Source organism: Variovorax sp. FW301-JW7 (assembly GCF_058788795.1).
Map to the genome: position 1 here is coordinate 310941 of NZ_JBYTBC010000002.1, position 22107 is coordinate 333047.

19 protein-coding genes are annotated in these 22107 nt (G+C 67.3%); 15 read left to right on the plus strand and 4 right to left on the minus strand.

Annotated elements, in window-relative coordinates; all coding sequences use genetic code 11:
• The first annotated feature begins 10 nt into the window (after positions 1-10).
• The 10 genes from flgJ (at position 11) to AC3WQM_RS06520 (ending at position 12702) form a co-directional block, all read left to right on the plus strand.
• On the plus strand, positions 11-1003 hold the full coding sequence (gene flgJ, locus AC3WQM_RS06475; protein WP_492677391.1) for a flagellar assembly peptidoglycan hydrolase FlgJ: 993 nt from the start codon (positions 11-13) through the stop codon (positions 1001-1003).
• Positions 1004-1073: 70 nt separating this feature from the next.
• A complete protein-coding gene (locus AC3WQM_RS06480; RefSeq protein ID WP_492677392.1) occupies positions 1074-2639 on the plus strand; it encodes a methyl-accepting chemotaxis protein in 1566 nt (521 codons plus the stop codon).
• A 9-nt stretch (positions 2640-2648) separates the two neighbouring features.
• Positions 2649-2930: a hypothetical protein gene (locus AC3WQM_RS06485; RefSeq protein ID WP_492677393.1), complete on the plus strand. Its 282-nt coding sequence runs from the start codon at positions 2649-2651 to the stop codon at positions 2928-2930.
• 177 nt (positions 2931-3107) lie between these two features.
• The gene (locus AC3WQM_RS06490; protein WP_492677394.1) at positions 3108-4688 is read left to right on the plus strand and encodes a methyl-accepting chemotaxis protein; all 1581 of its coding nucleotides are present in this window, start codon (positions 3108-3110) and stop codon (positions 4686-4688) included.
• 16 nt (positions 4689-4704) lie between these two features.
• Positions 4705-6327: a methyl-accepting chemotaxis protein gene (locus AC3WQM_RS06495; protein ID WP_492677395.1), complete on the plus strand. Its 1623-nt coding sequence runs from the start codon at positions 4705-4707 to the stop codon at positions 6325-6327.
• A gap of 16 nt (positions 6328-6343) precedes the next feature.
• Positions 6344-6871 (plus strand): chemotaxis protein CheW, encoded by a 528-nt coding sequence (locus tag AC3WQM_RS06500; RefSeq protein WP_492677396.1) that lies wholly within the window; start codon positions 6344-6346, stop codon positions 6869-6871.
• 10 nt (positions 6872-6881) lie between these two features.
• Positions 6882-8600, plus strand: coding sequence for a methyl-accepting chemotaxis protein (locus tag AC3WQM_RS06505; RefSeq protein WP_492677397.1), 1719 nt, complete (start codon positions 6882-6884; stop codon positions 8598-8600).
• A gap of 124 nt (positions 8601-8724) precedes the next feature.
• Positions 8725-10677 carry a flagellar hook-associated protein FlgK gene (gene flgK / locus AC3WQM_RS06510; RefSeq protein ID WP_492677398.1) on the plus strand — a complete coding sequence of 651 codons (1953 nt, stop codon included), beginning with the start codon at positions 8725-8727 and terminating at the stop codon, positions 10675-10677.
• Between the two features lie 29 nt (positions 10678-10706).
• Positions 10707-11918 carry a flagellar hook-associated protein FlgL gene (gene flgL / locus AC3WQM_RS06515; protein WP_492677399.1) on the plus strand — a complete coding sequence of 404 codons (1212 nt, stop codon included), beginning with the start codon at positions 10707-10709 and terminating at the stop codon, positions 11916-11918.
• 160 nt (positions 11919-12078) lie between these two features.
• On the plus strand, positions 12079-12702 hold the full coding sequence (locus AC3WQM_RS06520) for a pentapeptide repeat-containing protein (RefSeq protein WP_492677400.1): 624 nt from the start codon (positions 12079-12081) through the stop codon (positions 12700-12702).
• A gap of 97 nt (positions 12703-12799) precedes the next feature.
• Here AC3WQM_RS06520 and AC3WQM_RS06525 read toward each other — a convergent pair whose 3' ends face one another.
• Positions 12800-13456, minus strand: coding sequence for a dihydrofolate reductase family protein (locus tag AC3WQM_RS06525; protein WP_489059588.1), 657 nt, complete (start codon positions 13454-13456; stop codon positions 12800-12802).
• Between the two features lie 199 nt (positions 13457-13655).
• On the opposite strand from AC3WQM_RS06525, the gene AC3WQM_RS06530 reads away from it, so the two are divergent.
• Complete coding sequence (locus AC3WQM_RS06530) at positions 13656-14027, plus strand: hypothetical protein (RefSeq protein ID WP_489059587.1); 372 nt, start codon at positions 13656-13658, stop codon at positions 14025-14027.
• A 73-nt stretch (positions 14028-14100) separates the two neighbouring features.
• Here the strand turns inward: AC3WQM_RS06530 and AC3WQM_RS06535 are convergent, their stop codons facing one another.
• Both AC3WQM_RS06535 and AC3WQM_RS06540 read right to left on the minus strand, forming a co-directional pair.
• Positions 14101-15048, minus strand: coding sequence for a Bug family tripartite tricarboxylate transporter substrate binding protein (locus AC3WQM_RS06535; protein ID WP_492677401.1), 948 nt, complete (start codon positions 15046-15048; stop codon positions 14101-14103).
• A 94-nt stretch (positions 15049-15142) separates the two neighbouring features.
• A complete protein-coding gene (locus tag AC3WQM_RS06540; RefSeq protein ID WP_492677402.1) occupies positions 15143-15979 on the minus strand; it encodes an IclR family transcriptional regulator in 837 nt (278 codons plus the stop codon).
• A gap of 348 nt (positions 15980-16327) precedes the next feature.
• Between AC3WQM_RS06540 and AC3WQM_RS06545 the strand changes: the two genes are divergently transcribed.
• Genes AC3WQM_RS06545 through AC3WQM_RS06560 form a run of 4 tightly spaced genes read left to right on the plus strand, consistent with a single transcriptional unit; the run spans position 16328 to position 21099 of the window.
• Positions 16328-17164, plus strand: a complete 837-nt coding sequence (locus AC3WQM_RS06545) for an alpha/beta fold hydrolase (protein WP_492677403.1) — start codon at positions 16328-16330, stop codon at positions 17162-17164.
• A complete protein-coding gene (locus tag AC3WQM_RS06550) occupies positions 17155-18090 on the plus strand; it encodes a VOC family protein (protein ID WP_492677404.1) in 936 nt (311 codons plus the stop codon). Before AC3WQM_RS06545 ends, AC3WQM_RS06550 begins: the two co-directional genes overlap by 10 nt.
• 9 nt (positions 18091-18099) lie before the next feature.
• Positions 18100-19929, plus strand: coding sequence for a gamma-glutamyltransferase family protein (locus tag AC3WQM_RS06555; RefSeq protein ID WP_492677405.1), 1830 nt, complete (start codon positions 18100-18102; stop codon positions 19927-19929).
• 42 nt (positions 19930-19971) lie between these two features.
• The gene (locus AC3WQM_RS06560; protein ID WP_492677406.1) at positions 19972-21099 is read left to right on the plus strand and encodes an FAD-dependent monooxygenase; all 1128 of its coding nucleotides are present in this window, start codon (positions 19972-19974) and stop codon (positions 21097-21099) included.
• Positions 21100-21118: 19 nt separating this feature from the next.
• On the opposite strand, the gene AC3WQM_RS06565 is transcribed toward AC3WQM_RS06560, so the two are convergent.
• The gene (locus tag AC3WQM_RS06565) at positions 21119-21997 is read right to left on the minus strand and encodes a hypothetical protein (RefSeq protein WP_492677407.1); all 879 of its coding nucleotides are present in this window, start codon (positions 21995-21997) and stop codon (positions 21119-21121) included.
• Positions 21998-22107: the final 110 nt, after the last annotated feature.

Sequence of the window (22107 nt, forward strand, 5' to 3'; positions counted from 1 at the left end):
GGCCGCCGTCATGACCATCTCTGCCAACACCGCATGGAGCGGCGCCGACGCGGCCAGCCGCAGCGGCGCGCTCGACCAGCGTTTTGCGCTCGACGTGCAGGGCGTCGATGCGCTGCGGCGCACCGTGCGCACCTCGCCCGAAGAGGGCCTGCAGCAGGTCTCTCGCCAGTTCGAGGCGCTGTTCATGAACATGGTGCTCAAGAGCATGCGCGAGGCGACGCCCTCGAGCGGCCTGCTCGACAGCCAGGACCAGAAGGTCTACCTGTCGATGTTCGACCAGCAGCTCACGCAGAACCTCTCGGGGCGCGGCGTGGGGCTGGCCGAGGCGATGCTGGCGCAGCTGCGGCGGCAACTGCCTTCGGCGGCGACCGAAGCCGATGAGGGCATCGGCACGCGGCCGATGTCGCTGGAGCCGCCCCCCGGCTTGCCGTACGGCCCGCGCGCGGGCATTCCCATCGGCTCGTCGCCTGGTGCGCGCGTGTCGACGGCGGCCGACCTCGGTGTCTATCAAGTCAGGAGCAGCCCCGCACCCGCCGCGAACGCCTCGCTGCAAGGCCAGGTCGATGCGTTTGTGGACCGCATGGGCACTTCGGCACAGGCGGCCAGCGCCGCCAGCGGCGTGCCTGCGCCGCTGATCCTGGCGCAGGCCGCGCTCGAATCGGGTTGGGGCAAGCGCGAGATCCGCGCCGACGACGGCACGCCCAGCTTCAACCTCTTCGGCATCAAGGCCGACAAGGGCTGGAAGGGCGCGACCGTCGAGACCACCACCACCGAATACATCGACGGCGAGCCGCAGAAGGTGCGCGCGAAGTTCCGCGCCTACGCCTCCTACGAGGAGGCCTTCACCGACTACGCGCGCTTCATCACGCGCAACCCGCGCTACGCGAATGTGCTGGCCACCGCCGACCCGGCGCAGGCCGCGCACGGCCTGCAGCGCGCGGGCTATGCCACCGACCCGAAGTACGGCGAGAAGCTGGTTCGCATCATGCAGAAGTTCGGCTGAGCCCTTCGCACAGCCTGACTGCCCGGACCCGAGAACAACGACACGAGAGGCCCCGAGAGGAGACAAGCGAATGACGGTAAAAAATTGGACGATCGGAATGCGGCTGGGCGCCGGCTTTGCGCTGGTGCTGGCGCTGCTGGTGGCCGTGGCGGGCATCGGCGTGCTGCGGCTGCAGGACGTGGGCGAGGCCACGAAGGAGCTGGCTTCGCGCACCTTGTCGAAGGAGCGCCTGGCCACGGCCTGGCAGCTGGGCACCGCCACCAACAGCGTGCGCACCTTCTCGCTGCTCAAGAGCGACGACGCGCAGGTGCAGGCGCACCTGCAAAAGCAGATCGTCGCCACCAGCGCCACCATCTCCGAGACGCAGAAGGCGCTCGAGGCGCTGCTCACCACGCCGGAAGAGCTGGCACTGAGCGCCGACATTCAGAAGCGGCGCGGCGAGTACGTCGCGCTGCGCCAGCAGATCCTCCAGCTGAAGACCGAAGGCCGCAAGGACGAGGCCGCGACGCGCACCGACACGCAGCTGCTGCCGATGCTCGACGGCTACGACGCGGGCATCCGCGCCATGGTGGCGCACCAGCAGAAGCACATCGACAGCACCGCCGCCGCCATCGACGCGCAGTACCGTGCGGGCCTCATCTACATCGTCGCGCTGGCCGTGGCCGCGCTGGCGCTGGGTGCGGTGCTCGCATGGCTGCTCACGCGCAGCATCGCCGATCCGGTGGCCGAGGCGCTGCTGATCGCCGAGACCGTGGCCTCCGGCGACCTGAGCCAGGAGTTCGAGACTGAGCGCGGCGGCGACTTCGGCCGGCTGCTGCGCGGCATGGGCGAGATGGAAGACACGCTCACCGACCTCGTGACGCGCATCAAGGCCTCGACCGATTCGATCGCGGTGGCGTCGCGGCAGATTGCGGCGGGCAACCAGGATCTTTCTTCGCGCACGGAAGAGCAGGCGAGTTCGCTGGAGCAGACGGCGGCGTCGATGGAAGAGCTGACTTCGACCGTGAAGCAGAACGCGGACAACGCGCGGCAAGCCAATCAATTGGCGGTGTCGGCTTCGGAAGTGGCGGTGAAGGGCGGTGCAGTCGTGTCGCAAGTGGTGGACACGATGGGCTCGATCAACGCCTCGTCCAGGAAGATCGTCGACATCATCGGCGTGATCGATGGCATCGCGTTCCAGACCAACATCCTTGCGCTGAACGCTGCTGTTGAAGCAGCGCGTGCGGGTGAGCAAGGCCGAGGCTTTGCCGTCGTGGCTTCCGAAGTTCGCAGCTTGGCTCAACGCTCGGCCGCAGCAGCCAAGGAAATCAAGACCCTGATCGGCGACTCGGTAGAGAAGGTCGAAGAAGGCAGCAAGCAGGTCGCAGAAGCGGGCCGCACGATGGAAGAGATCGTGGGCAGCGTGAAGCGCGTGACGGACATCATGGGCGAGATCACGGCCGCCAGCCAGGAGCAGACCTCGGGCATCGAGCAGATCAACCAGGCGATCACGCAGATGGACCAGGTGACGCAGCAGAACGCGGCGTTGGTCGAAGAAGCCTCTGCGGCGGCGCAGTCGCTGCAGGAGCAGGCGGGCGCCCTGGTGGAGGCCGTGAGCACCTTCAAGCTCGAAGCCGACGAAGCCGTTGCGGCCTGAGAACGCCCCGTGTCCACGCATTTCCATCCGAAAGCTCTGCGCCGCGTCGGCATGGGCTTCGCCGCATTGCTCCTGCTGCTGGCCGTGGCGCTCTTCCTCGGCTTTCACATCGGCACCGGCTGCGCCTGGGCGCTCCATGCCGTGTGGGCGCTGGCGGGCGCCGCTTGCCTGACGGGCCTGGGGCTCGCAGGCCTCGCAGCGCATGCACGGGCCCATTCGAGCCGTCACGACGCGAAGGTCGCCGAGCGGTTGGACCGGGTGTTCCAGCACGTCAACGCCACCGACGCCTGACAGAGCACGCATGCGCCCGCGCCCCGATTCGCACCGATATTCAGAAAAAAGACTCAAGTCTGGCGGCGCGCTGCCGATAACAGGGAGACGGGGTGGCGCAGGCCGCCGTCCCGCCATGCCGGTGGCCCGCCGCGCGATGCGGCCACCGCTCCCCGTTATTGAAGGAAGAAAAGCGCAATGAGTTTGAAGGATCTGAAAATCGGCACCCGCCTCGGGCTCGGCTTCGCGGTGCTGCTGCTGCTGATGGCGTTCATTGCGGGCACCGGCGTGCTGCGCCTGACGAACGTGGGCGAGGCCACCGACGAGATGGTGCAGGGCGCGCTGGTCAAGGAGCGCCTGGCGGCCGAATGGCTCAGCCTGCTCAAGTCGAACACGGTGGCCAACTACGCGATGGTCAAGACCACCGACCCCGAGGTGGCGGCCTATTTCGCCAAGCTCCAGGCGGCGGGTTCGGCGCGCATCACGCCGGCGCAGAAGCAGCTGGAAGCCATGCTCGCCACGCCGGAAGAAAAGGCGCTCTATGCCGCGGTGGTCGCGGCGCGCGTCGTCGTGCTCGAGACCGTGGGCATGCTCAACAAGCTCAAGGACGAGAAGAAGATCGACGAAGCCAATGTGCTGGTCGACACCAAGTTCAGCGCGGCGCTCGCCGTCTATGCAGGCGCCGTCGAAAACCTGGCCAACCACCAGCGCGAGAAGATCGACGCCGCCGCCAAGGGCATCGCGGCCGACCACACCGAGGGCCGCACCACGCTGCTCGTGCTGTCGGCCATCGCGCTGGCGCTGGGCGCGCTGTTCGCCTGGCGCCTCACGCTGGGCATCGTGCGTCCGCTGGGCCATGCACTCGAAGTGGCCGAGACCGTGGCCGCCGGCGACCTGAGCGCGAACATCCGTGTGGACAGCCGCGACGAAGCGGGCCAGCTGATGCAGGCGCTGAAGGACATGAACGCGAATCTCGCGAAGGTGGTGGGTGAAGTGCGCACGGGCACGGAGACCATTGCCACGGCCTCGGGTCAGATCGCCTCGGGCAACCAGGATCTGTCGTCGCGCACCGAAGAGCAGGCGAGTTCGCTGGAGCAGACGGCGGCATCGATGGAGGAGCTGACTTCGACGGTGAAGCAGAACGCGGACAACGCGCGGCAAGCCAATCAACTGGCGGTTTCTGCTTCTGAAGTGGCAGTGAAGGGCGGTGCCGTGGTGTCGCAGGTCGTGGACACGATGGGCTCGATCAATGCGTCGTCCAAGAAGATCGTCGACATCATCGGCGTCATCGATGGCATCGCGTTCCAGACCAACATCCTGGCGCTGAACGCTGCTGTTGAAGCTGCGCGTGCCGGTGAACAAGGTCGCGGATTCGCCGTCGTGGCTTCCGAAGTTCGCAGCTTGGCTCAACGCTCCGCAGCCGCCGCCAAGGAAATCAAGACCCTGATCGGCGACTCAGTGGAAAAGGTCGAAGAAGGCAGCAAGCAGGTCGCCGAAGCCGGCCGCACGATGGAAGAAATCGTGGGCAGCGTGAAGCGCGTGACCGACATCATGGGCGAGATCACCGCCGCGAGCCAGGAGCAGACCTCGGGCATCGAACAGATCAACCAGGCGATCACGCAGATGGACCAGGTGACGCAGCAGAACGCGGCGCTGGTCGAAGAAGCCTCGGCCGCCGCGCAGTCGCTGCAGGAGCAGGCGGGCAGCCTGTCGCAGGTCGTCGGCGTGTTCCGCCTCGGCGGCAGCAGCAGCCACGGCAACGCGCTGGCCCTGGCCTGAAGGCGACGCACCGGCCATGCGTGTCAACCTGCCCGTCACCGACATCGAATACGAACTCTCGAAGGAAGAGGCCCTGGTGTCCCGCACCGACCTCAAGGGCCGCATCACCTACGTCAACCCGGCCTTCGTCGCGGCCAGCGGCTTCACGGCCGCCGAACTCCTGGGCAAGGCGCACAACATCGTGCGCCACCCCGATGTGCCGCCCGAGGCCTTCGCTGACCTGTGGCGCACGCTGGACCAGGGCCTGCCCTGGACCGGCCTGATCAAGAACCGGCGCAAGAACGGTGACTTCTACTGGGTGCTCGCCAACGTCACGCCGATCCGTCACCAGGGCCGCGTGGAGGGCTACATGTCCGTGCGCAGCCGCCCCGCGCGCGAGGACGTGGCCGCCGCCGATGCCCTCTACCGCCGCATGCGAGAAGGCGAGGCCAAGGGCCTCGAGCTGCTGCAGGGCGAGGTGGTGCGCAGCGGCTGGGCCCATCCGTTGGCGCGGCTGCGGCGCATCCCGGTGCGGCGCCGCGTGTTCGGCGTGACCGTCGCGGCGGCTGCGCTGTCAGCGGGCCTGGGCGTGATGGGCTGGATGGAAGCGTCCCGACTGGTGGCAGCGTCCGGCGCGCACAGCTGGCTGCCCACCGCCGTGGCGGCGGGTAGCCTCGGCGCCGCGCTGGCATGGCTGGGCCTGGGTGCGTTCCTCGGGCGCACGGTGTTCCGTCCGCTCGACGAGGCCATCGAGGTCGCGCGCACCATCGCGGGCGGCGACCTCGTGCGCTTCACGGTGCGGCCCGGCGACGAGATCGCGGGGCTGCTGCGCGCGTTGAACCAGATGAGCGCCAACCTCTTCGCCATCGTCGCGGACGTGGGCGCGAACGTCGCGGGCGTGATGTCGGCGTCGAGCCAGATCGCCTCGGGCAACGAGGACCTGTCCTCGCGCACCGAGCAGCAGGCCAGCTCGCTGGAGCAGACGGCGGCATCGATGGAAGAACTGACCTCGACCGTGAAGCAGAACGCGGACAACGCGCTGCAGGCGAACCAGCTGGCCGTTTCCGCTTCGGAGGTGGCAGTCAAGGGCGGCGCCGTGGTGTCGCAGGTCGTGGACACGATGGGCTCGATCAACGCCTCGTCGAAAAAGATCGTCGACATCATCGGCGTGATCGACGGCATCGCGTTCCAGACCAACATCCTCGCGCTGAACGCGGCCGTCGAGGCCGCGCGCGCGGGCGAGCAGGGCAAGGGCTTTGCCGTGGTCGCGTCGGAAGTGCGCAGCCTGGCGCAGCGCTCGGCCGCTGCGGCGAAGGAAATCAAGACCCTCATCGGCGACTCGGTGGAGAAGGTCGAGGCGGGCAGCAAGCAGGTGGCCGAGGCCGGCCGCACCATGCAGGAGATCGTCGGCAGCGTGAAGCGCGTGACCGACATCATGGGCGAGATCACGACCGCGAGCCAGGAACAGACCTCGGGCATCGAGCAGATCAACCAGGCCATCGCGCAGATGGACCAGGTGACGCAGCAGAACGCCGCATTGGTCGAGGAAGCGTCGGCCACGGCGCAGTCGCTGCAGGAACAGGCGCAGGGCCTGGTCCGGGCCGCAGGGGTATTCAGGACCGGGGCGGGCGAGGGTGCCGGCGCCCGGGATGCGTATTGAACGAGGAGAAGAACACATGCTGAACAACACCAGAGACACCACATCACCGCGATCGAATGGCGCGGCGCCGTCCGCGTCCGCCGCGGCCAACCGCCTGGAGGTCGTGACCTTCAAGCTCGGCGACGAGGAATACGGCATCGACATCCAGAAGGTGCAGGAGCTGCGCGGCTACGACGCCGTGACGCGCATCGCGAACGCGCCGGACTACATCAAGGGCGTGGTCAACCTGCGCGGCATCATCGTGCCGATCATCGACATGCGCATCAAGTTCGAGCTGGGCGCACCCACCTACGACCAGTTCACGGTGGTGATCGTGCTGAACATCTCGGGCCGCGTGGTGGGCATGGTGGTGGATAGCGTGTCGGACGTGATCACGCTCACGGCCGAGCAGATCAAGCCGGCGCCCGAGATGGGCTCGGTGCTCGACACCGACTACCTGATCGGCCTGGGCACGCTGGACGAACGCATGCTGATCCTGGTGGACATCGACCGGCTGATGTCCAGCGAAGAAATGGGCCTCATCGAAGCCGCCGCCACCGTGTGAGGACCACCCCATGACATTCTTTTCGAACCTTCGCATCGGCACCCGCCTGACCCTCGCCTTCGGCATCGTGCTCGGGCTGTCGGTGATCTCCAGCGCCGTGGCCCTGATCTCCGCGCACAGGAACGCCGAAGCCACGCGCATCATGATGCAGAGCCCGCTGGCCAAGGAGCGGCTCATTGCCGACTGGTACGTGCTGACCTACTCGGCCATTGCGCGCACCTCGATGATCGCGCGCACCACCGACGAGGCGCTGCCGATGCTGTTCGCCGACGTGATCTCCGAGAGCGTGAAGAAGGGCACCGAGACCATGGCCAAGGTCGAGGCGCTGCTGGTCACCGACGAAGAAAAGGCGACCTACAAGTCCATCGTCGAGCTGCGCGCCAAGTACCAGGCCGCCAAGGACGACGTGACCCGCGCCAAGGCCAGCGGCAACACGGTCGAGACCGTGCGCGCCTACCAGCTGTCGTTCCAGCCGGCGGCCAAGGCGTATGAGAACCGCGTGCTCGAGCTGCTGGCCATCGAACGCCGCGCCATCGACGACATGAGCCACGCCATCGACGCGGCGAATGCGAAGAGCTTCAACCTGCGGCTGCTGCTGACGGCGCTCACGGTGCTGCTGGGCGGCCTGTTTGCCTTCTTCATCTCGCGCAGCATCGTGCGCCCGCTGGCCAAGGCCGTGGGCGTGGCCGAGACGGTGGCGGCGGGCGACCTGAGCGCGAACATTCGCGTGGACAGCCGCGACGAGACGGGCCAGCTCATGCAGGCGCTGAAGGACATGAACGCGAATCTCGCCAAGGTGGTGGGTGAAGTGCGCACGGGCACGGAGACGATTGCCACGGCCTCGGGGCAGATCGCTTCGGGCAACCAGGACCTGTCGTCGCGTACCGAAGAGCAGGCGAGCTCGCTGGAGCAGACGGCGGCGTCGATGGAAGAACTGACTTCGACGGTGAAGCAGAACGCGGACAACGCGCGGCAGGCCAATCAATTGGCGGTGTCGGCCTCTGAGGTCGCCGTCAAGGGTGGCGCTGTCGTGTCGCAGGTGGTGGACACGATGGGTTCGATCAATGCATCGTCCAAGAAGATCGTGGACATCATCGGCGTGATCGACGGCATCGCGTTCCAGACCAACATCCTTGCGTTGAACGCTGCTGTGGAAGCAGCACGCGCTGGTGAGCAAGGTCGCGGCTTCGCAGTCGTGGCCTCCGAAGTTCGCAGCTTGGCTCAACGCTCCGCAGCCGCTGCCAAGGAAATCAAGACCCTGATCGGCGACTCGGTAGAGAAGGTCGAAGAAGGCAGCAAGCAGGTCGCCGAAGCAGGCCGCACGATGGAAGAGATCGTGGGCAGCGTGAAGCGCGTGACGGACATCATGGGCGAGATCACCGCCGCGAGCCAGGAACAGACCTCGGGCATCGAGCAGATCAACCAGGCGATCACGCAGATGGACCAGGTGACGCAGCAGAACGCGGCGCTGGTCGAAGAAGCCTCGGCCGCCGCGCAGTCGCTGCAGGAACAGGCCGGCAGCCTCGTGCAGGCCGTGAGCGTCTTCAAGCTCGACGCGAACGCGGTCGCAACGACCCGCGCCAGCTTCACGCGCATCACGCCGATTCCCAAGCCGCCGAAGCCGACGCCCAAGCCACGTGCCAAGGCGCTGCCTGCACGCCGCGAACCGACGGGCACACCACAGCTCGCCATGGCCGGCGACGCCAAGGGCGACTGGTCCGAGTTCTGAGCCAGGCGCAATGACACCGCGCGCCCTCAACTTCGGGCGCGCGCTGCCGATAACCATGGGGAGGCATCGTGCGATGCCGCTCCCCCCACACCCCTTTGACAGGTAAAGCCTTATGTCCGGAAGCATGTTCTACACAGGTCTGAGCGGCCTCGCGGTCGCCCGCACCGCGCTGATGACCACGGCCCACAACACCGCCAACGTGTACACGGCCGGCTACAGCCGCCAGATCGCGCAGATCGCCTCCGCCGGCGGCATCGCCAGCGGCTCGGGCTTCATCGGCTCGGGCGCCAACGTGACGACCGTGTCGCGCAGCTACGACCGCTACCTCACGGCGCAGCTGGCCACCGCGCAGTCGCAGTCGGCCGCGCTGGCCACCAACGGCGTGCAGGTCAACCGCATCGACCAGCTGCTGGCCGACAAGACCTCGGGCATCGCGCCGCTGATGCAGAGCTTCTTCACCAGCGTGCAGGGCGTGGCCAACACGCCGGCCGACCCGGCGGCGCGCCAGCAGATGATCAGCGCGGCGCAGTCGCTGGCCAGCAAGTTCCGCGCGACCGACCAGTACCTGTCGGACCTGAACACCTCGGTCAACGAGCAGATCGTGGGCAGCGTGAGCCAGATCAACACCTACGCCGCCAAGATCGCCAGCCTGAACCAGCAGATCAGCCAGATGAGCGCGGTGGCCGGCGGCCAGGCGCCCAACGACCTGCTCGACCAGCGCGACCAGCTCGTGAGCGAGCTGAGCCAGGTGGTCGACGTGCGCGTGCTGCAGCAGGACAACGGCAAGTACAACGTGTTCATCGCCACCGGCCAGTCGCTGGTGGTGGGCGACCACGCCTCCAAGATGGCGGCGGTGACGTCGTCGGCCGACCCCACGCGCCAGGTGGTGGCGCTGTCGGGCTTTGCCGGCAACACCGTCGAACTCGACGACAGCGCCTTCACCGGCGGCGTGCTCGGCGGCCTCATGGCCTTCCGCAAGGACACGCTGATCCCCACGCAGAACGCCGTCGGCCGGCTCGCCATGTCGGTGGCCGACGCGGTGAACGCACAGCACAAGCTCGGCGTGGACCTGAACGGCGCGCTGGGCCAGAACTTCTTCTCGCAGGCCGTGCCGGGCACGATCGCCAACGCCGGTAACAGCGGCAACCTCGAGCTGGGCGCCACGCTGACCGATGCGTCCAAGCTCACCACCAGCGACTACAACGTGAGCGTCACCGACGTGGCGGGCACGCTCACCTACACGGTCACGCGGCTGTCGGACAAGACGCCGATGGGCAGCTTCACCACCTTCCCGATCAGCTTCGACGGCGTGAGCCTCACGGCCGCGAGCGGCACGGCGCAGGCCGGCGATTCGTTCCTGGTGCAGCCCACGCGCACCGGCGCGCGCGACCTCGAGGTGCTGGTGCGCGACCCGGCCAAGGTGGCCGCCGCCTCGCCTGTGATCACCGGCAACACCGCGGGCAACAAGGGCAGCGGCGCGCTGGGCGCGGCCACGGTCGATGCGGCCTACCCGGGCTCGCCGCTGGCCGGCAACGTCACGCTGAGCTTCAACGCGGGCACCGGCACGCTGTCGGGCTTTCCGGCCGGCTCGGCCGTGACCGTCACGCTGGCCAACGGCACCGCCACCAGCTACCCGGCCGGCACGCCCGTGCCGTACACGGCCGGCGCGAAGATGAGCTTCGACGGCATCACCGTGGCCATGACCGGCGCGCCCGCGCAGGGCGACACCTTCACCATCGGCAAGAACACCGGCGGTGTCTCCGACGGCGGCAATGCGCTGCTGCTGGGCGCGCTGCAGCGCAAGACCACCATGTCGAACGGTACCGCGACCTTCAACGGCGCGTACTCGCAGCTGGTGAGCGATGTCGGCAACCGCGCCATGTTGATCAAGGTGGCCGCCGTCACGCAGGACAGCGTCACCGGCCAGATCAAGGCCAGCCAGCGCGCGATTTCGGGCGTGGTGCAGGACGAGGAAACCGGCAACCTGCTGATGTTCCAGCAGATGTACCAGGCCAACGCCAAGGTGATCCAGACCGCCTCGGCGATGTTCGACGCCATCCTCGGCATCCGCAGCTGAACCCTTTTGTACAGATTCCAGGACCCGCGATGCGCATCAGCACCCAATCCTTCTTCGAACAGAGCCTGCAGTCGATGGGCCTGCAGCAGCAGAAGCTGTTCAAGGTCCAGCAGCAGCTGGCGACCAACTCCAAGTTCCTGTCGGCCGGCGACGACCCGGTGGGCGCGGCGCGCGCGTTGGGCGTGGGCCAGACGCTGGCGGAGGGCGCCCAGTTCGCCACCAGCCGCCAGCGCGCGGCGCTGGCGCTGTCGACCGAAGAGAACGCGCTCGACTCGGTGACGTCGATCCTGCAGCACGTGAAGACGCTGGTCGTGCAGGCCGGCGGCGGCGGCCTGTCGGACGCCGATCGCGGCTCGCTTGCCACGGCCATCCAGAGCAGCCTGGAGCAGCTCGTGGGTGTGGCCAACAGCGACAACGGCAGCGGCCAGTACCTGTTCGCCGGCTACAAAAGCGGCAGCCCGCCCTTCGTGATGGCGGCCGGCGGCGGCGTGCAGTACGTGGGCGACCAGGGCGAGCGGCTGATGCAGATCGACGTGGCGCGCCAGATGTCGACCTCGGACGACGGCCGCAGCATCTTCCAGTCGGTGCAGGGCGGTGCGGGCTACGTGACCTCGGGCTCACCCGCCAACACTGGCTCGGGCGTGTTCGGCGCCGTGAGCATCACCGACGCCACCGCACCGAACTACGGCCGTGACTTCACCATCCGCTTCACCGGCACCGACTACACGGTGATGACCAAGGACACGCCGCCCGTGGTGGCCGCGAGCGGCCCGTTCACCGCCGGCACCCCGATCTCGTTCGGCGGCGTGCAGATTGCGATCAGCGGCACGCCGGCCAACGGCGACAGCTTCGACGTGTCGACCGCGCAGAACGCCGGCACCGACATCTTCGCGGCCCTGGGCGAGCTGGTGAGCGCGCTGCGCGCGCCGCTCAACGGCGGCGGCGCGGCGGCCCAGGCGCAACTGCGCAACGCCTTGAGCACCGCCAACGTGAAGGTCACGAACGCGCACGACAACGTGCTCACCGTGCTGTCGTCGGTGGGCTCGCGCCAGGTCGAGCTGCAGGCGCTCGACAGCGCGGGTGCGATGAACAAGCTGCAGGAAGAAAGCTACCTGTCGTCGATCGAGGACCTCGATCCGTACACGGCGATTTCCGAGTTCTACCAGCGGCAGTCGTCGCTGCAGGCGACGCAGATGACGTTTGCCAAGTTGAACAGCATTTCGCTTTTCAACTACCTGTGAGGGTGGGGTAGCGCCTGGCCATTGGAGGAGGAGCCGATCGTCACGATGGACGCGAGCGGAATGCGCTGACTGGCGGTTGTCGGGCCGGTTCCGAACGTAGGAATGGGTGGTCCGTTTAGCATTCGCGGATTCACACCCACCTTCCTCGGAGAATCGATCCATGGCCGAACGTGCATATGGGGCACCGGCACCTGCGACCCAGACCACGCTGGCTGGAGAACGCTGGTACGGCAAGGACATCGACCGGCAAACCTACACCGCCGTCCTGTTCAGCGACCTGGACATGACAGAGGCCAGAAACACCGGTTCGGTGTTCACCGATTGCACGTTCCGGCGCGCGCGCTTCAATTCGTCGGTCCATACGGATGCGGCCTTCGTCAATTGCACGTTCGTCGCCTGCAAGTTCTTCGATGCCAGCTTCATCGATTGCAAGTTCGTCGGCAGCATGTTCGATGGCTGCATGTTCGAGGTGATGAAAGCGGTCGGCGGCGACTGGTCATTTGCCGGCCTGCCGGGTGCCGACCTGCGCAAGGCGTCGTTCACCGGCACACGGATGCGAGAGATCGACCTCACGGGCGCACGGTGCGACGGCGGCGTGCTTCGCGACGTCGATCTGTCGGGTGCCTGGCTGCACAGCGCCAACCTCTCGCGATGCGACCTGCGTGGCAGTGACCTGAGTGCACTGGAGCCGCAGCACGTACAGCTTCAGGGGGCAATCATCACGGCCGTGCAGGCGCTGACCATCGCCGAGGCGCTGGGCATGGACGTCAGGCCGGAGGAATAGACACGAGACAGCGCGGGTGCGATGAACACGCTGCAGGAAGAAAGCGGCCTGCCGTGGTGGGTTGCGTCATGGCGGTGCCCCATGCCCCGGCGTGACGTCAGGCTGCGGTGCGGCTCAGGAACATGTGCGTGGCGCGCTCGCCTGCGATCTGCCGTTCGCAGCGGTAGCCCAGTGCCGGCAGGTCCAGGCCTGCGAACAGGGCCTCGCCCTGTCCCAGCAGCACCGGTCGCACGGCCAGGTGAAGTTCGTCGATCAGCCCGGCCTTTAGATATTCGCGCACGGTCGCCACGCCGCCGCCCAAGCGCACGTCGCGCGCACCCGCGGCGGCCTTCGCCTGCGCCAGCGCATCGTGGATGCCGCCGGTGACGAAGTGGAAGGTGGTGCCACCCTGCATCGTCAGGGGCGCGCGGGCATGGTGGGTCAGCACGAAGACCGGCACGTGATAGGGAGGCTCGTCACCCCACCAGCCTTTCCAGCTGTCATCGGGCCAGGGGCCGCGTACCGGGCCGAACATGTTGCGACCGAGGATCCAGGCGCCCATCTCGGCGAAGCCTTGTTCGGCGATCTCGTTGTCGATGCCGGTCTCGCCGTTGGTCTCGCCCGTCTTTTGCATCTGCTGCCAGATGCGCGTGGGAAAGAACCAGTCCATGAGTTCCGGGCCGCGAACGCCCAGCGGATGCGCCAGGCTCTGGTCCGGGCCGGCGGCAAAGCCATCGAGCGAAACGCCGAAGCTGCGCACGAGCAATCGGGTCATGGCGGGTCTCCTGAAAAACGGAGCCGCAGTTTAGCGCCGGGCGCGCCCGCCACGGGGGAGGGGCAGCCGCGTCAGGCCCTGGTGTGCCCGTTGACCGTGTGACATTTGGGAACGTTCTTCACCGTGGCGATGTACGCGGCGCCGCAAGGCCGGGCGTTGGTGATGCATCAGGGCGATTTCTTGCCCTCCAGGAGATGAAATGACTTTTCCCCGAATCGCTCTCAAGCTGGGTGCCGCAGGTCTTGTTGCTGTCGGCGCCTTGTTCACCGCCGCATCGGCCAACGCGGGCACCAGCTGGTCCATTGGCGTCAACGTGCCCGGCGTGGTCGTGAGCGAGCCCGCACCGGTCTATTACGAGCCGGCGCCTGTCTATTCGAGGCCGGCCCCGACCTACTACCAGCCCGCCCAGCCGGTCTACTCGAGCCCGGCACCTGTCTACTACGAGCCCGGGTCGCGTTGGGAGGAGCGTCGCGCGCAACGCTGGGAAGAGCGCCGCGCGGAGCGCCGTGAATGGCGTCGCCGGCAATGGGAGCGTGAGCAGCACCGCCGTTATTACGAAGACCGCGACTGATGCAGGCAACGGCTGTGCGCGAGGGGGTTGAAGGGCCGGTATCGATGCGACGCGGTCTGCCCGAAGCACGCACTCAGTCGAGCTGGATGCCCAGCGGTTCAAGGCGCCGCTTGTAGTTCGCGATCTCCGCAGACACCGTGTCCGAGAACTGCTGCGGGGTGGTCACGACCGATGTGCTGGCGAAGGTCTTCAGCGATGCCTGGAACGCAGGCTCCTGCACCGCCTTCGCCACGTCGTCCCGGATGGCCGTGGCCAGTGCCGGCGACATGCCCTTGGGCCCCCACAGCCCTGACCACGCCGGGATGTCCACGCCCTTGAGGCCGAACTCCGAGACGCTGGGCACCTCGGGAAGGTAGGAGATGCGGGAAGCCGACGTGATGGCCAGGCCGCGCGTTTTTCCCTCATGAATCAAAGGCAGGCCGCTCGAGGTGCCGATGAACAGAAAGTCCACATGGCCGCCCAGCAGGTCCGGGATCGGCGAGGCCTTGTACGGCACATGCACGAGCTGAAGGTTGGCGGCGCGCGCGAACAGCTCTCCCACCAGGTGCGTGGTGTTGCCGGTGCCGTAGGAGGCGAAGGTGACGGTGCCCGGCTTGGCACGCGCCGCCGCCATCAGGTCGTTGAGGGTCCGGTACGGCGCGTCTGCGCGAACGAGCATGACGAAGCCCGGGGAACTCGTCACCTGCGAGATGGGGGTGAAGTCTTTTTGCGAGTCGTAGGGCAGCTTGCCGTAGAGCACCGCATTGGTCGTGTGGCCCCCGGTGGTGAAGAGCAAAACGGACCCGTCGGGCCTGGCGCGCGCCACCTCGGCGCTGCCGATGATCGCGCCGGCGCCGGGCTTGTTGTCGACGATGTGGTTGCGGCCGGTGGTGCGTCGCAGCGCCTCGGCCAGCTGGCGTGCGGAAGCATCCACGGCATTCCCGGGTGCGAACGGCACGACGATGCGGGTCACGGCGGGGCGGTCCTGCCCAAAGGAGAGCGACGGCGCTGCCAGGGCCACCGCACCCAGCGTCTGGAGCAAGGCTCGGCGATTCGTGGACGACAGCTTCCGGTGGGGGATCGATTTCACAAGGCTCTCCTGCAGTGGATGGGGTGGGGTGGGAAGAAAGAACGGATCACCAGAACACGGCGCCGCCCGGACGTTGGCTCGCCGGTGCGTGCAGGTGCTTGAAGAACTCCAGCTTGGCGATGCGGCTCGCTGCCGTGCGCAAGTCCTTGGCGACCGTGGCCTGCCTTTGTGGGTCCAGTCGCTCGGCGATGGCGGACAGGCTGAGGCCTGCCTGAACGTGCTGCCGGTTGGCCGGAACGGCGACACCCACGCTGTGGATGCCGGGGAACGTGCGCCCGTCCATCAGTGCGTAGCCTTGCGCCTCTGCGCGGGCCATCAGCTCCGTCACATCGCTCATCTTCAGCCGGTATTCGGGCACCAGCGGCGCGACGCGCTGCAGCACCTGCTCGCGCTCCTCGTCGGGCAGCGTCGACAGGATGGCCATGCCCGCGGCGCCCACGCCGAGAGGCACATGCGTGCCGACGTCGACCGTCACCGCCCGGATGGGAAAGGAGCCGGAGGCGCGGTACACGAACACGGCCGACAGGCCCTGGCGCACGCACAGGTAGATCGACTCGCCGGTCTTGTCCGCCAGGTCGTCGATCAGTCCGCGAATCTCGGCATTCACCTGGAGGCGCGACGCTGTGGCCGCACCCAGCAGGGCCGCACCGAAACCCAGCCTGTAGCGCCGCGTGACCGGGTCCTGTTCCACGAAGCCCAGCTGCTGCATCGCGCGCACCATGCGCGATGAGGTCGCGACGTGCAGTCCGGTGGCTTGCGAGATGGTCTTGATGCGCAAGCCGTCGGCAGGGCGAAGCGCCAGCAGCCGAAGGATCGACAGGCTTCGCTCGACGGCTTGCGCGCCGCTGCGTGCATCCGAGGGCTCATGGCGGGAATCGATCATGGGCAGGTCCGTTTCGTTCAGAGGTCAGTCAGGTCGTGAGGCAGACAGGCAGATGAACCCGGGAATCCAGCAAGGACGTCGTTGAACTTGCGGCAATGCTAGGGTCGAAGGGCACCCGAAGTCATCCGTGTCGGCTCACATGGTGAGAATCAAATTCTGACCGCTGTTCTGAATGAAGAATGAGCGAGGAGGTCGGGCCCCTATTCATGCGCCGTGGATTCTCACGATGTGATCGATCCAGGAGAAATGAGGCTTCTGCGGGGGCGCGTTCGTGCCTAGACTTCATTGCAAGGACGCACTGCGCCACGCACCCCTCCACTGCACTGAATTCGCTGAAAGACTGTCTCCATGGCCGACCCGCTGCAACGATCCACGCAAGGCTTCTTCGATCACGAGGGCGTGCGGACGGCCTACGCGCTGCAAGGGCAGGGGCCGGCACTCCTCCTGATGCATGGCGCCGAGGCCACGCGGCAGATGTTCGCTGAGCTGGTGCCCTTGCTGAGCCCCGCCTTCACGGTCATCTCCTACGACCAGCGCGAGTGCGGAGAGACCACGGCACCTGCACACGCCGCCAGCCTGGACGCGCTGGCGCACGATGCCCATCGCCTGATCGTCCATCTCGGATTCCAGCGCGCCCATGTGTTCGGCTCCTCGTTCGGCGGCCGGGTCGCGCAGGCGCTCGCGCTGCTGCATCCTGACGTGGTCGATCGGCTGGTGCTGGGAAGCACCTGGCCGCTTCCTCACGCGATGGCAGAACTCAACCCTGCGGGCGTGGCCCGGCTGTCGCAACTGCGCGCGGCCTTGCCCGAGAGCGCCGAGGCACTCGCGACCCTGTTCTTCACCGCGCCCTTGCTGGCCGAGCGACCCGAGCTGCGCGGCTTCTTCTTGAAGGTCAGGCCGGCGGATGACAGCACCCGACGGCGCGCCGCAGCCGTCGCGTCGAGCCTCGATGCCGACCTCGGTGCGATCGCCGCGCCCACCCTGGTGCTCACGGGCGATGCCGACGCCGTGGTTCCGCCGGCGGTGGCGCTCTCGATTGCGCGCGCGATTCCCGATTGCCGTTCTGTGGTGCTGCCGGGCGTGGGGCATGCCACGGCCATGCAGGCCCCCGCGCAGCTCGCCGCGGCGCTCACGCAGTTTCTTCTTCTGTCCGACGCAGCCCGGGGACACGCCACATGCCCTTGACCGACCTGAACCACTTCCTCGTGCTCACCAAGGACATCGAGGCCTCCCGGCACTTCTACATCGAGGCGCTGGGCATGCGCGATGCCCCGAGGCCCTGGGCACCCTTTCCGGGAGCCTGGCTGGCCATCGGCTCGCAGGTCTGCCTGCACCTGGCGCAGGCCAATGACGATCCGGCCATGCTCCATCACTTCGGACGCAGCCCGGGCGAGACGCTGCACGGCAGCGGCGCCGTCGACCATATTGCCTTTTTCGCCAGCGACCTGCAGGAGTTCGAGCAGCGGCTCACGCGGCAATCGATTCCGTACCGACGCCGAAGCATCCCGAGATCCAGTCTGGAGCAGATCTTCGTCAACGACCCAGATGGGGTCACGATCGAACTGAACTTTCCTGCCGATGCGCTCGGCAGTGCCCAGGGCACCCTGCCGGATGGCGCGTACGCCGATCTGACAACCGCATTCAGCGACGCCCCGGACGCGGCGACCCGGTACCGAAAGGTCGCCAGGATCGTGGACAAGCATCTGCGCCCCGTGCTGTTCAGCATCAATGCGCGCGTCGGCCGCTCCATGCGCCTGCAGCGTGTGTATTCCAGCGACGAACACGCGTATCCCGTGGGGGGAACGAAGGACAAGGAGGGCACCCACTTCGGCGAGACCGTGTTGCTGGGGGCCCAGGTCCTGAGCAGCGATGGCGTCGACGCCATCCGGCAGAACTTCGATGACCACCAGAGGATCCTGGACCTCGGCGGAATGTCGCTGCTGAACGTGCCCATCGTCGCCGACGGCGTGTGCATCGGCGTGCTGAACGCCGTGCTGCGCGAGCCCGCCGTGCAGGCGCAGCAGGTGGAACTCCTGCAGGCCGTGGCCGGCATCCTGGCTCCCGGCCTTCGCATGCATGCCGCGCCTGCACCCGATTCAGACCCCGCCTGACGCACCGCCATGAGCTTCACCACCCGCCCTGAACTCAAGGGCACGTTCGGCGCTGCCGCGTCGACACACTGGCTCGCCACGGCCAGCGCCATGTCCATCCTCGAACGAGGCGGCAATGCCTTCGATGCGGCCGCCTGCGCGGGCTTCGTGCTGCAGGTCGTCGAGCCTCACCTGAACGGGCCGGGCGGCGAAGTGCCGATCCTGTTCTGGGACGAGTCGGGCCATCGCGCCCAGGTGCTGTGCGGGCAGGGCGTGGCGCCGGCGGCGGCCACCATCGAGCATTTCCAGTCGCTGGGCCTGCAGCTGGTCCCGGGCATCGGCCTGCTGCCGGCGTGCGTGCCCGGCGCGTTCGGTGCCTGGATGACGCTGCTGCGCGACCACGGCACGATGCCCTTGCGCACGGTGCTGGAGCCGGCCATCGGGTACGCGCGCGACGGCTACCCGCTCGTGCCCCGCATCGTCCAGGCGATCGTCGCGGTGCGCACGCTCTTCGAGACGCAATGGCCGACGTCGGCGGCCATCTATCTGCCGGGGGGCGACGTGCCCTCGCTGGGGAAACTGTTCACCAACCAGGCGCTGGCTGACACCTACCTGCGCCTGCTCGAAGACGCCGAGAAGGCGAGCCACCGGCGTGAGCAGCAGATCGATTCGGCATTGCGCGGCTGGTACCAGGGCTTTGTGGCCGAGCGCATCGACGCCTTCTACCGGACGGAAGTCATGGACTCTTCGGGCGAGCGGCAACAGGGGCTCTTGCGCGGGGAGGACATGGCGCGTTGGCGGCCCACCTATGAAGCGCCTCGCATCTGCGACTACGGCGACTTCGCGATCGCCAAGTGCGACGCGTGGAGCCAGGGGCCCGTGATGCTGCAGCAGCTCAATCTCCTGCAGGCCGATGCCCTCGAGGGGCTGGACCCCACGGGCGACGAACTCGTACACCGCATGGTGGAGGCGGCCAAGCTGGCCTTTGCGGATCGCGATGCCTGGTATGCCGATCCCCGTGCGATCGATGTTCCGTTGGACGAACTGCTCTCGATGCCGTACGCGGCTGCGCGCCGCCCTCTGATCGACGACAGGGCGTCGTCCCTGATCCGTCCCGGCAAGCCCGGTGGCCTGGCCCCGCAGCTGTCGCTGCACGAAGACCATTCGCGCGCATTGGCCGCAGGCGGCTTTCTCTTCGGCGCCGGCGAACCCACCTTCGCGGCACTGCCGGCGCAGGCCTGGCGACCGACCGAAGAGATCGTCGTGGGCGACACCTGCCACATCGATGTCGCCGACCGCTGGGGCAACCTGGTCGCGGCCACGCCCAGCGGGGGATGGCTGTCCAGCAGCCCCGTGGTGCCGGGGCTGGGCTTCTCGTTGAACACTCGCCTGCAGATGACGTGGCTCGACCGGCGCATGCGCAATGCGCTGCGGCCGGGCTTCCGGCCGCTCACGACACTCAGCCCATCCCTGGCGTTCAAGCAAGGCCAGGCCTACGCCGCTTTCGGCACGCCGGGCGGCGACCAGCAGGACCAATGGCAGACCGCGTTCGCCGTGCGCCATCTGCGCATGGGCATGAACATGCAGGAAGCCATCGACGCGCCGGCCTGGCACATGAACCATTTCACCGCGTCCTTCTGGCCGCGCCTGGTCGAAAGACAGCGCCTGACCGTCGAGAGCCGCTTTCCTGCGCAGAGCATCGAGGCATTGCGCCGCCGCGGGCACGAGGTGGTCGTCGGCGATGCCTGGTCCGAGGGGCGGCTGTCGGCTTGCGCGCGTGAACGCATCGGCCCCGGCCGCTTCATGTTCAAGGCCGCAGCCAATCCGCGCGGCATGCAAGGCTACGCGGCGGCGCGCTGATTCCCTACTGGCACCACCATTCACTACATCTGGAGCTATTCGATGAACGTCCTGATTTCCGGCGCCAGCATGGCTGGCCTTTCCGCAGCCCACTGGTTCGCCCGCCTCGGCCACAAGGTCACCGTGGTCGAGCGCTCGAACGGATTGCGCGCGGGCGGCGCGCCCATCGATGTGCGCGGCGATGCGATCGGAACCGCCGAGCGCATGGGCATCCTGCCGCAGATCCTTGCGGAACGCGTGGTGCCGGGCGACCCCACGCCCATCCTGGATGGCACCGGCGCGCAGGTGGCCTCCTTCGACATGCGCTGGTTCGGCAACCAGACCGATGACGACGTCGAAATTTCGCGAGATCGCTTGAACCTGATCCTGCGTCGGTCGATTCCGTCAGACGTCGCGTTCCACTTCTCGTCTTCCATTGCCTCCATCAACGACAGCGACGCCGGAGTGGACGTGACCTTGGCCGATGGCACGCAGCACCACTGCGACCTCGTCGTGGGTGCCGACGGGCTCCATTCGAACGTGCGCAGGCTGGCATTCGGACCCGAGCGCGACTACGTGAAGCACTTCGGGCACTACGTGGCGCTCGTGGACCTTCCGAAGGACAGGACCTGGCAACGGGCCATGCTGAACGTTCCAGGCCTGAAGATCTCGGTGCGGGATTCGGGTGACGGCCCGCAGGGCATGATGATCGTGGCGAGCGAGGAGGTCGACTACGACTTCCGCGATATCGAATCGCAGCGCCGCCTGGTGGACCGTTTCATGTCGCGCGTCGATGCCTGGCAGGTGCCGCAGATGCGCGCCGCCTTCACGGCGCCCGACGCCGAGGGCTTCTACTTCGACTCCGTGAGCCAGACGCGTATGCCAAGCTGGATCAACGGCAATGTGGCGGTGATCGGCGATGCCGGTCACTGCGCCGCACTGCTGTCCGGCCTGGGAACCACCCTGGCGATGGTGTCCGCAGAGATGCTGGCCACCACGTGGACCGAGTGCGGCGGCCAGATGGCGCAGGCGAGCCCGCTGTACCACGAGCGCCTTCGCCCCTATGTCGAGCACTGCCAGCAATTCGCAACGGTCGGGGCACCGCTGATGGTGCCCGCCACGCAGGACGCGTTGGACGAGCGCAATCAGAATCTGCGTGACTGCGCTGCGAAGTTCGCCGAAGCCACCTAGTTGTTTCTCGTGTGCGCGATCAGCGCCTCGGGGAACGCAATCTTGCAATGCCGAAGCCCAATGCCACGGCGACGCACAAGAAGGCCAGCACGGCCAGCCAGGTGGATTGGGTGAAGTAATAGGCGCCCAAGGCGGCACCGGCCGCCACGAAGGCGCCCAGCCATTCCAGGGCGGGGTCGAGCCAGCTCTTCGCAGCGTGCGCCTTGGGTTCCGCGAACGCGCGATCGTGTTCGTCGATCTGCTGTGTGGTTGGCGGTCTGCGGGCCTTCCGTTGTCGCGGATCGGGGAAGTGTTCTCGCAACGCCGGTGTGGGCCAGGCGTCATCGCTGGATGACGCGATGCCGCTCAAGGTCCAGATCGGGTCCGCATCGTGCCTCGCAAGATCCGACATCAGGCTGTCGAGCGCCTTGCCGTCGTGGAGACCGTCAATGTCCCCAAGATCGGCGCGCAGCCATGGCTCGGCGTCGGCCGCATCCGGCAAGCCGGAGGTGCGCAGCAGGAGGTAGTCCCCGAAGTGCTGCGCAATCAGTGCTTCAAAGGACGCATAGATCGGGCGGTAGCGTTCTCCGACGGCGCCGAGGATCGCTTCACGCCGTATCGTCAACCGCGCAACCGCTGCGGCCTTGTCAATGACGAGGTAGGGGTAGGTCGCGTCGGCGCCGAAATCCTCGATGCATTCCTCGCGGTCGACGGCCGAGGCTTCGTCGTTCATGTCGTATTCGTCGATGAAGCGCGCGTACCGGATGTCGCTGGGGCTGAAGAGTGCCCGCCAGAACAACGGGAAGAACGCGTTGGCCTCCAGCTCCGCGCCATGGCCGAAGAAACTGCGCCATTCGTTGCGGCTGCCTTCCGGCATCCGGGGCAGGGAGGAGCTGGACAGGTAAATGGGGTGTGACATGCGCGACCTTCCGTGTTGCGGCCGGAATCATCTTAGTGGGAGCGGCGCGCCATCCCGTGACCCTGCTGTCCTTCAAACCAGCCGACTGGCCGCAAGCAGCCCTTCACCCC

What these genes read in the sequence shown, in the direction of transcription:
- flgK (WP_492677398.1), top strand. Translation starts at nt 8,725, where the DNA reads ATGTTCTACACAGGTCTGAGCGGCCTCGCGGTCGCCCGCACCGCGCTG.
- AC3WQM_RS06495 (WP_492677395.1), top strand. Translation starts at nt 4,705, where the DNA reads ATGCGTGTCAACCTGCCCGTCACCGACATCGAATACGAACTCTCGAAG.
- AC3WQM_RS06505 (WP_492677397.1), top strand. Translation starts at nt 6,882, where the DNA reads ATGACATTCTTTTCGAACCTTCGCATCGGCACCCGCCTGACCCTCGCC.
- AC3WQM_RS06555 (WP_492677405.1), top strand. Translation starts at nt 18,100, where the DNA reads ATGAGCTTCACCACCCGCCCTGAACTCAAGGGCACGTTCGGCGCTGCC.
- AC3WQM_RS06545 (WP_492677403.1), top strand. Translation starts at nt 16,328, where the DNA reads ATGGCCGACCCGCTGCAACGATCCACGCAAGGCTTCTTCGATCACGAG.
- AC3WQM_RS06500 (WP_492677396.1), top strand. Translation starts at nt 6,344, where the DNA reads ATGCTGAACAACACCAGAGACACCACATCACCGCGATCGAATGGCGCG.
- AC3WQM_RS06480 (WP_492677392.1), top strand. Translation starts at nt 1,074, where the DNA reads ATGACGGTAAAAAATTGGACGATCGGAATGCGGCTGGGCGCCGGCTTT.
- AC3WQM_RS06565 (WP_492677407.1), bottom strand. Translation starts at nt 21,997, where the DNA reads ATGTCACACCCCATTTACCTGTCCAGCTCCTCCCTGCCCCGGATGCCG.
- AC3WQM_RS06540 (WP_492677402.1), bottom strand. Translation starts at nt 15,979, where the DNA reads ATGATCGATTCCCGCCATGAGCCCTCGGATGCACGCAGCGGCGCGCAA.
- AC3WQM_RS06490 (WP_492677394.1), top strand. Translation starts at nt 3,108, where the DNA reads ATGAGTTTGAAGGATCTGAAAATCGGCACCCGCCTCGGGCTCGGCTTC.
- AC3WQM_RS06550 (WP_492677404.1), top strand. Translation starts at nt 17,155, where the DNA reads ATGCCCTTGACCGACCTGAACCACTTCCTCGTGCTCACCAAGGACATC.
- flgJ (WP_492677391.1), top strand. Translation starts at nt 11, where the DNA reads ATGACCATCTCTGCCAACACCGCATGGAGCGGCGCCGACGCGGCCAGC.
- AC3WQM_RS06560 (WP_492677406.1), top strand. Translation starts at nt 19,972, where the DNA reads ATGAACGTCCTGATTTCCGGCGCCAGCATGGCTGGCCTTTCCGCAGCC.
- AC3WQM_RS06525 (WP_489059588.1), bottom strand. Translation starts at nt 13,456, where the DNA reads ATGACCCGATTGCTCGTGCGCAGCTTCGGCGTTTCGCTCGATGGCTTT.
- AC3WQM_RS06520 (WP_492677400.1), top strand. Translation starts at nt 12,079, where the DNA reads ATGGCCGAACGTGCATATGGGGCACCGGCACCTGCGACCCAGACCACG.
- flgL (WP_492677399.1), top strand. Translation starts at nt 10,707, where the DNA reads ATGCGCATCAGCACCCAATCCTTCTTCGAACAGAGCCTGCAGTCGATG.
- AC3WQM_RS06530 (WP_489059587.1), top strand. Translation starts at nt 13,656, where the DNA reads ATGACTTTTCCCCGAATCGCTCTCAAGCTGGGTGCCGCAGGTCTTGTT.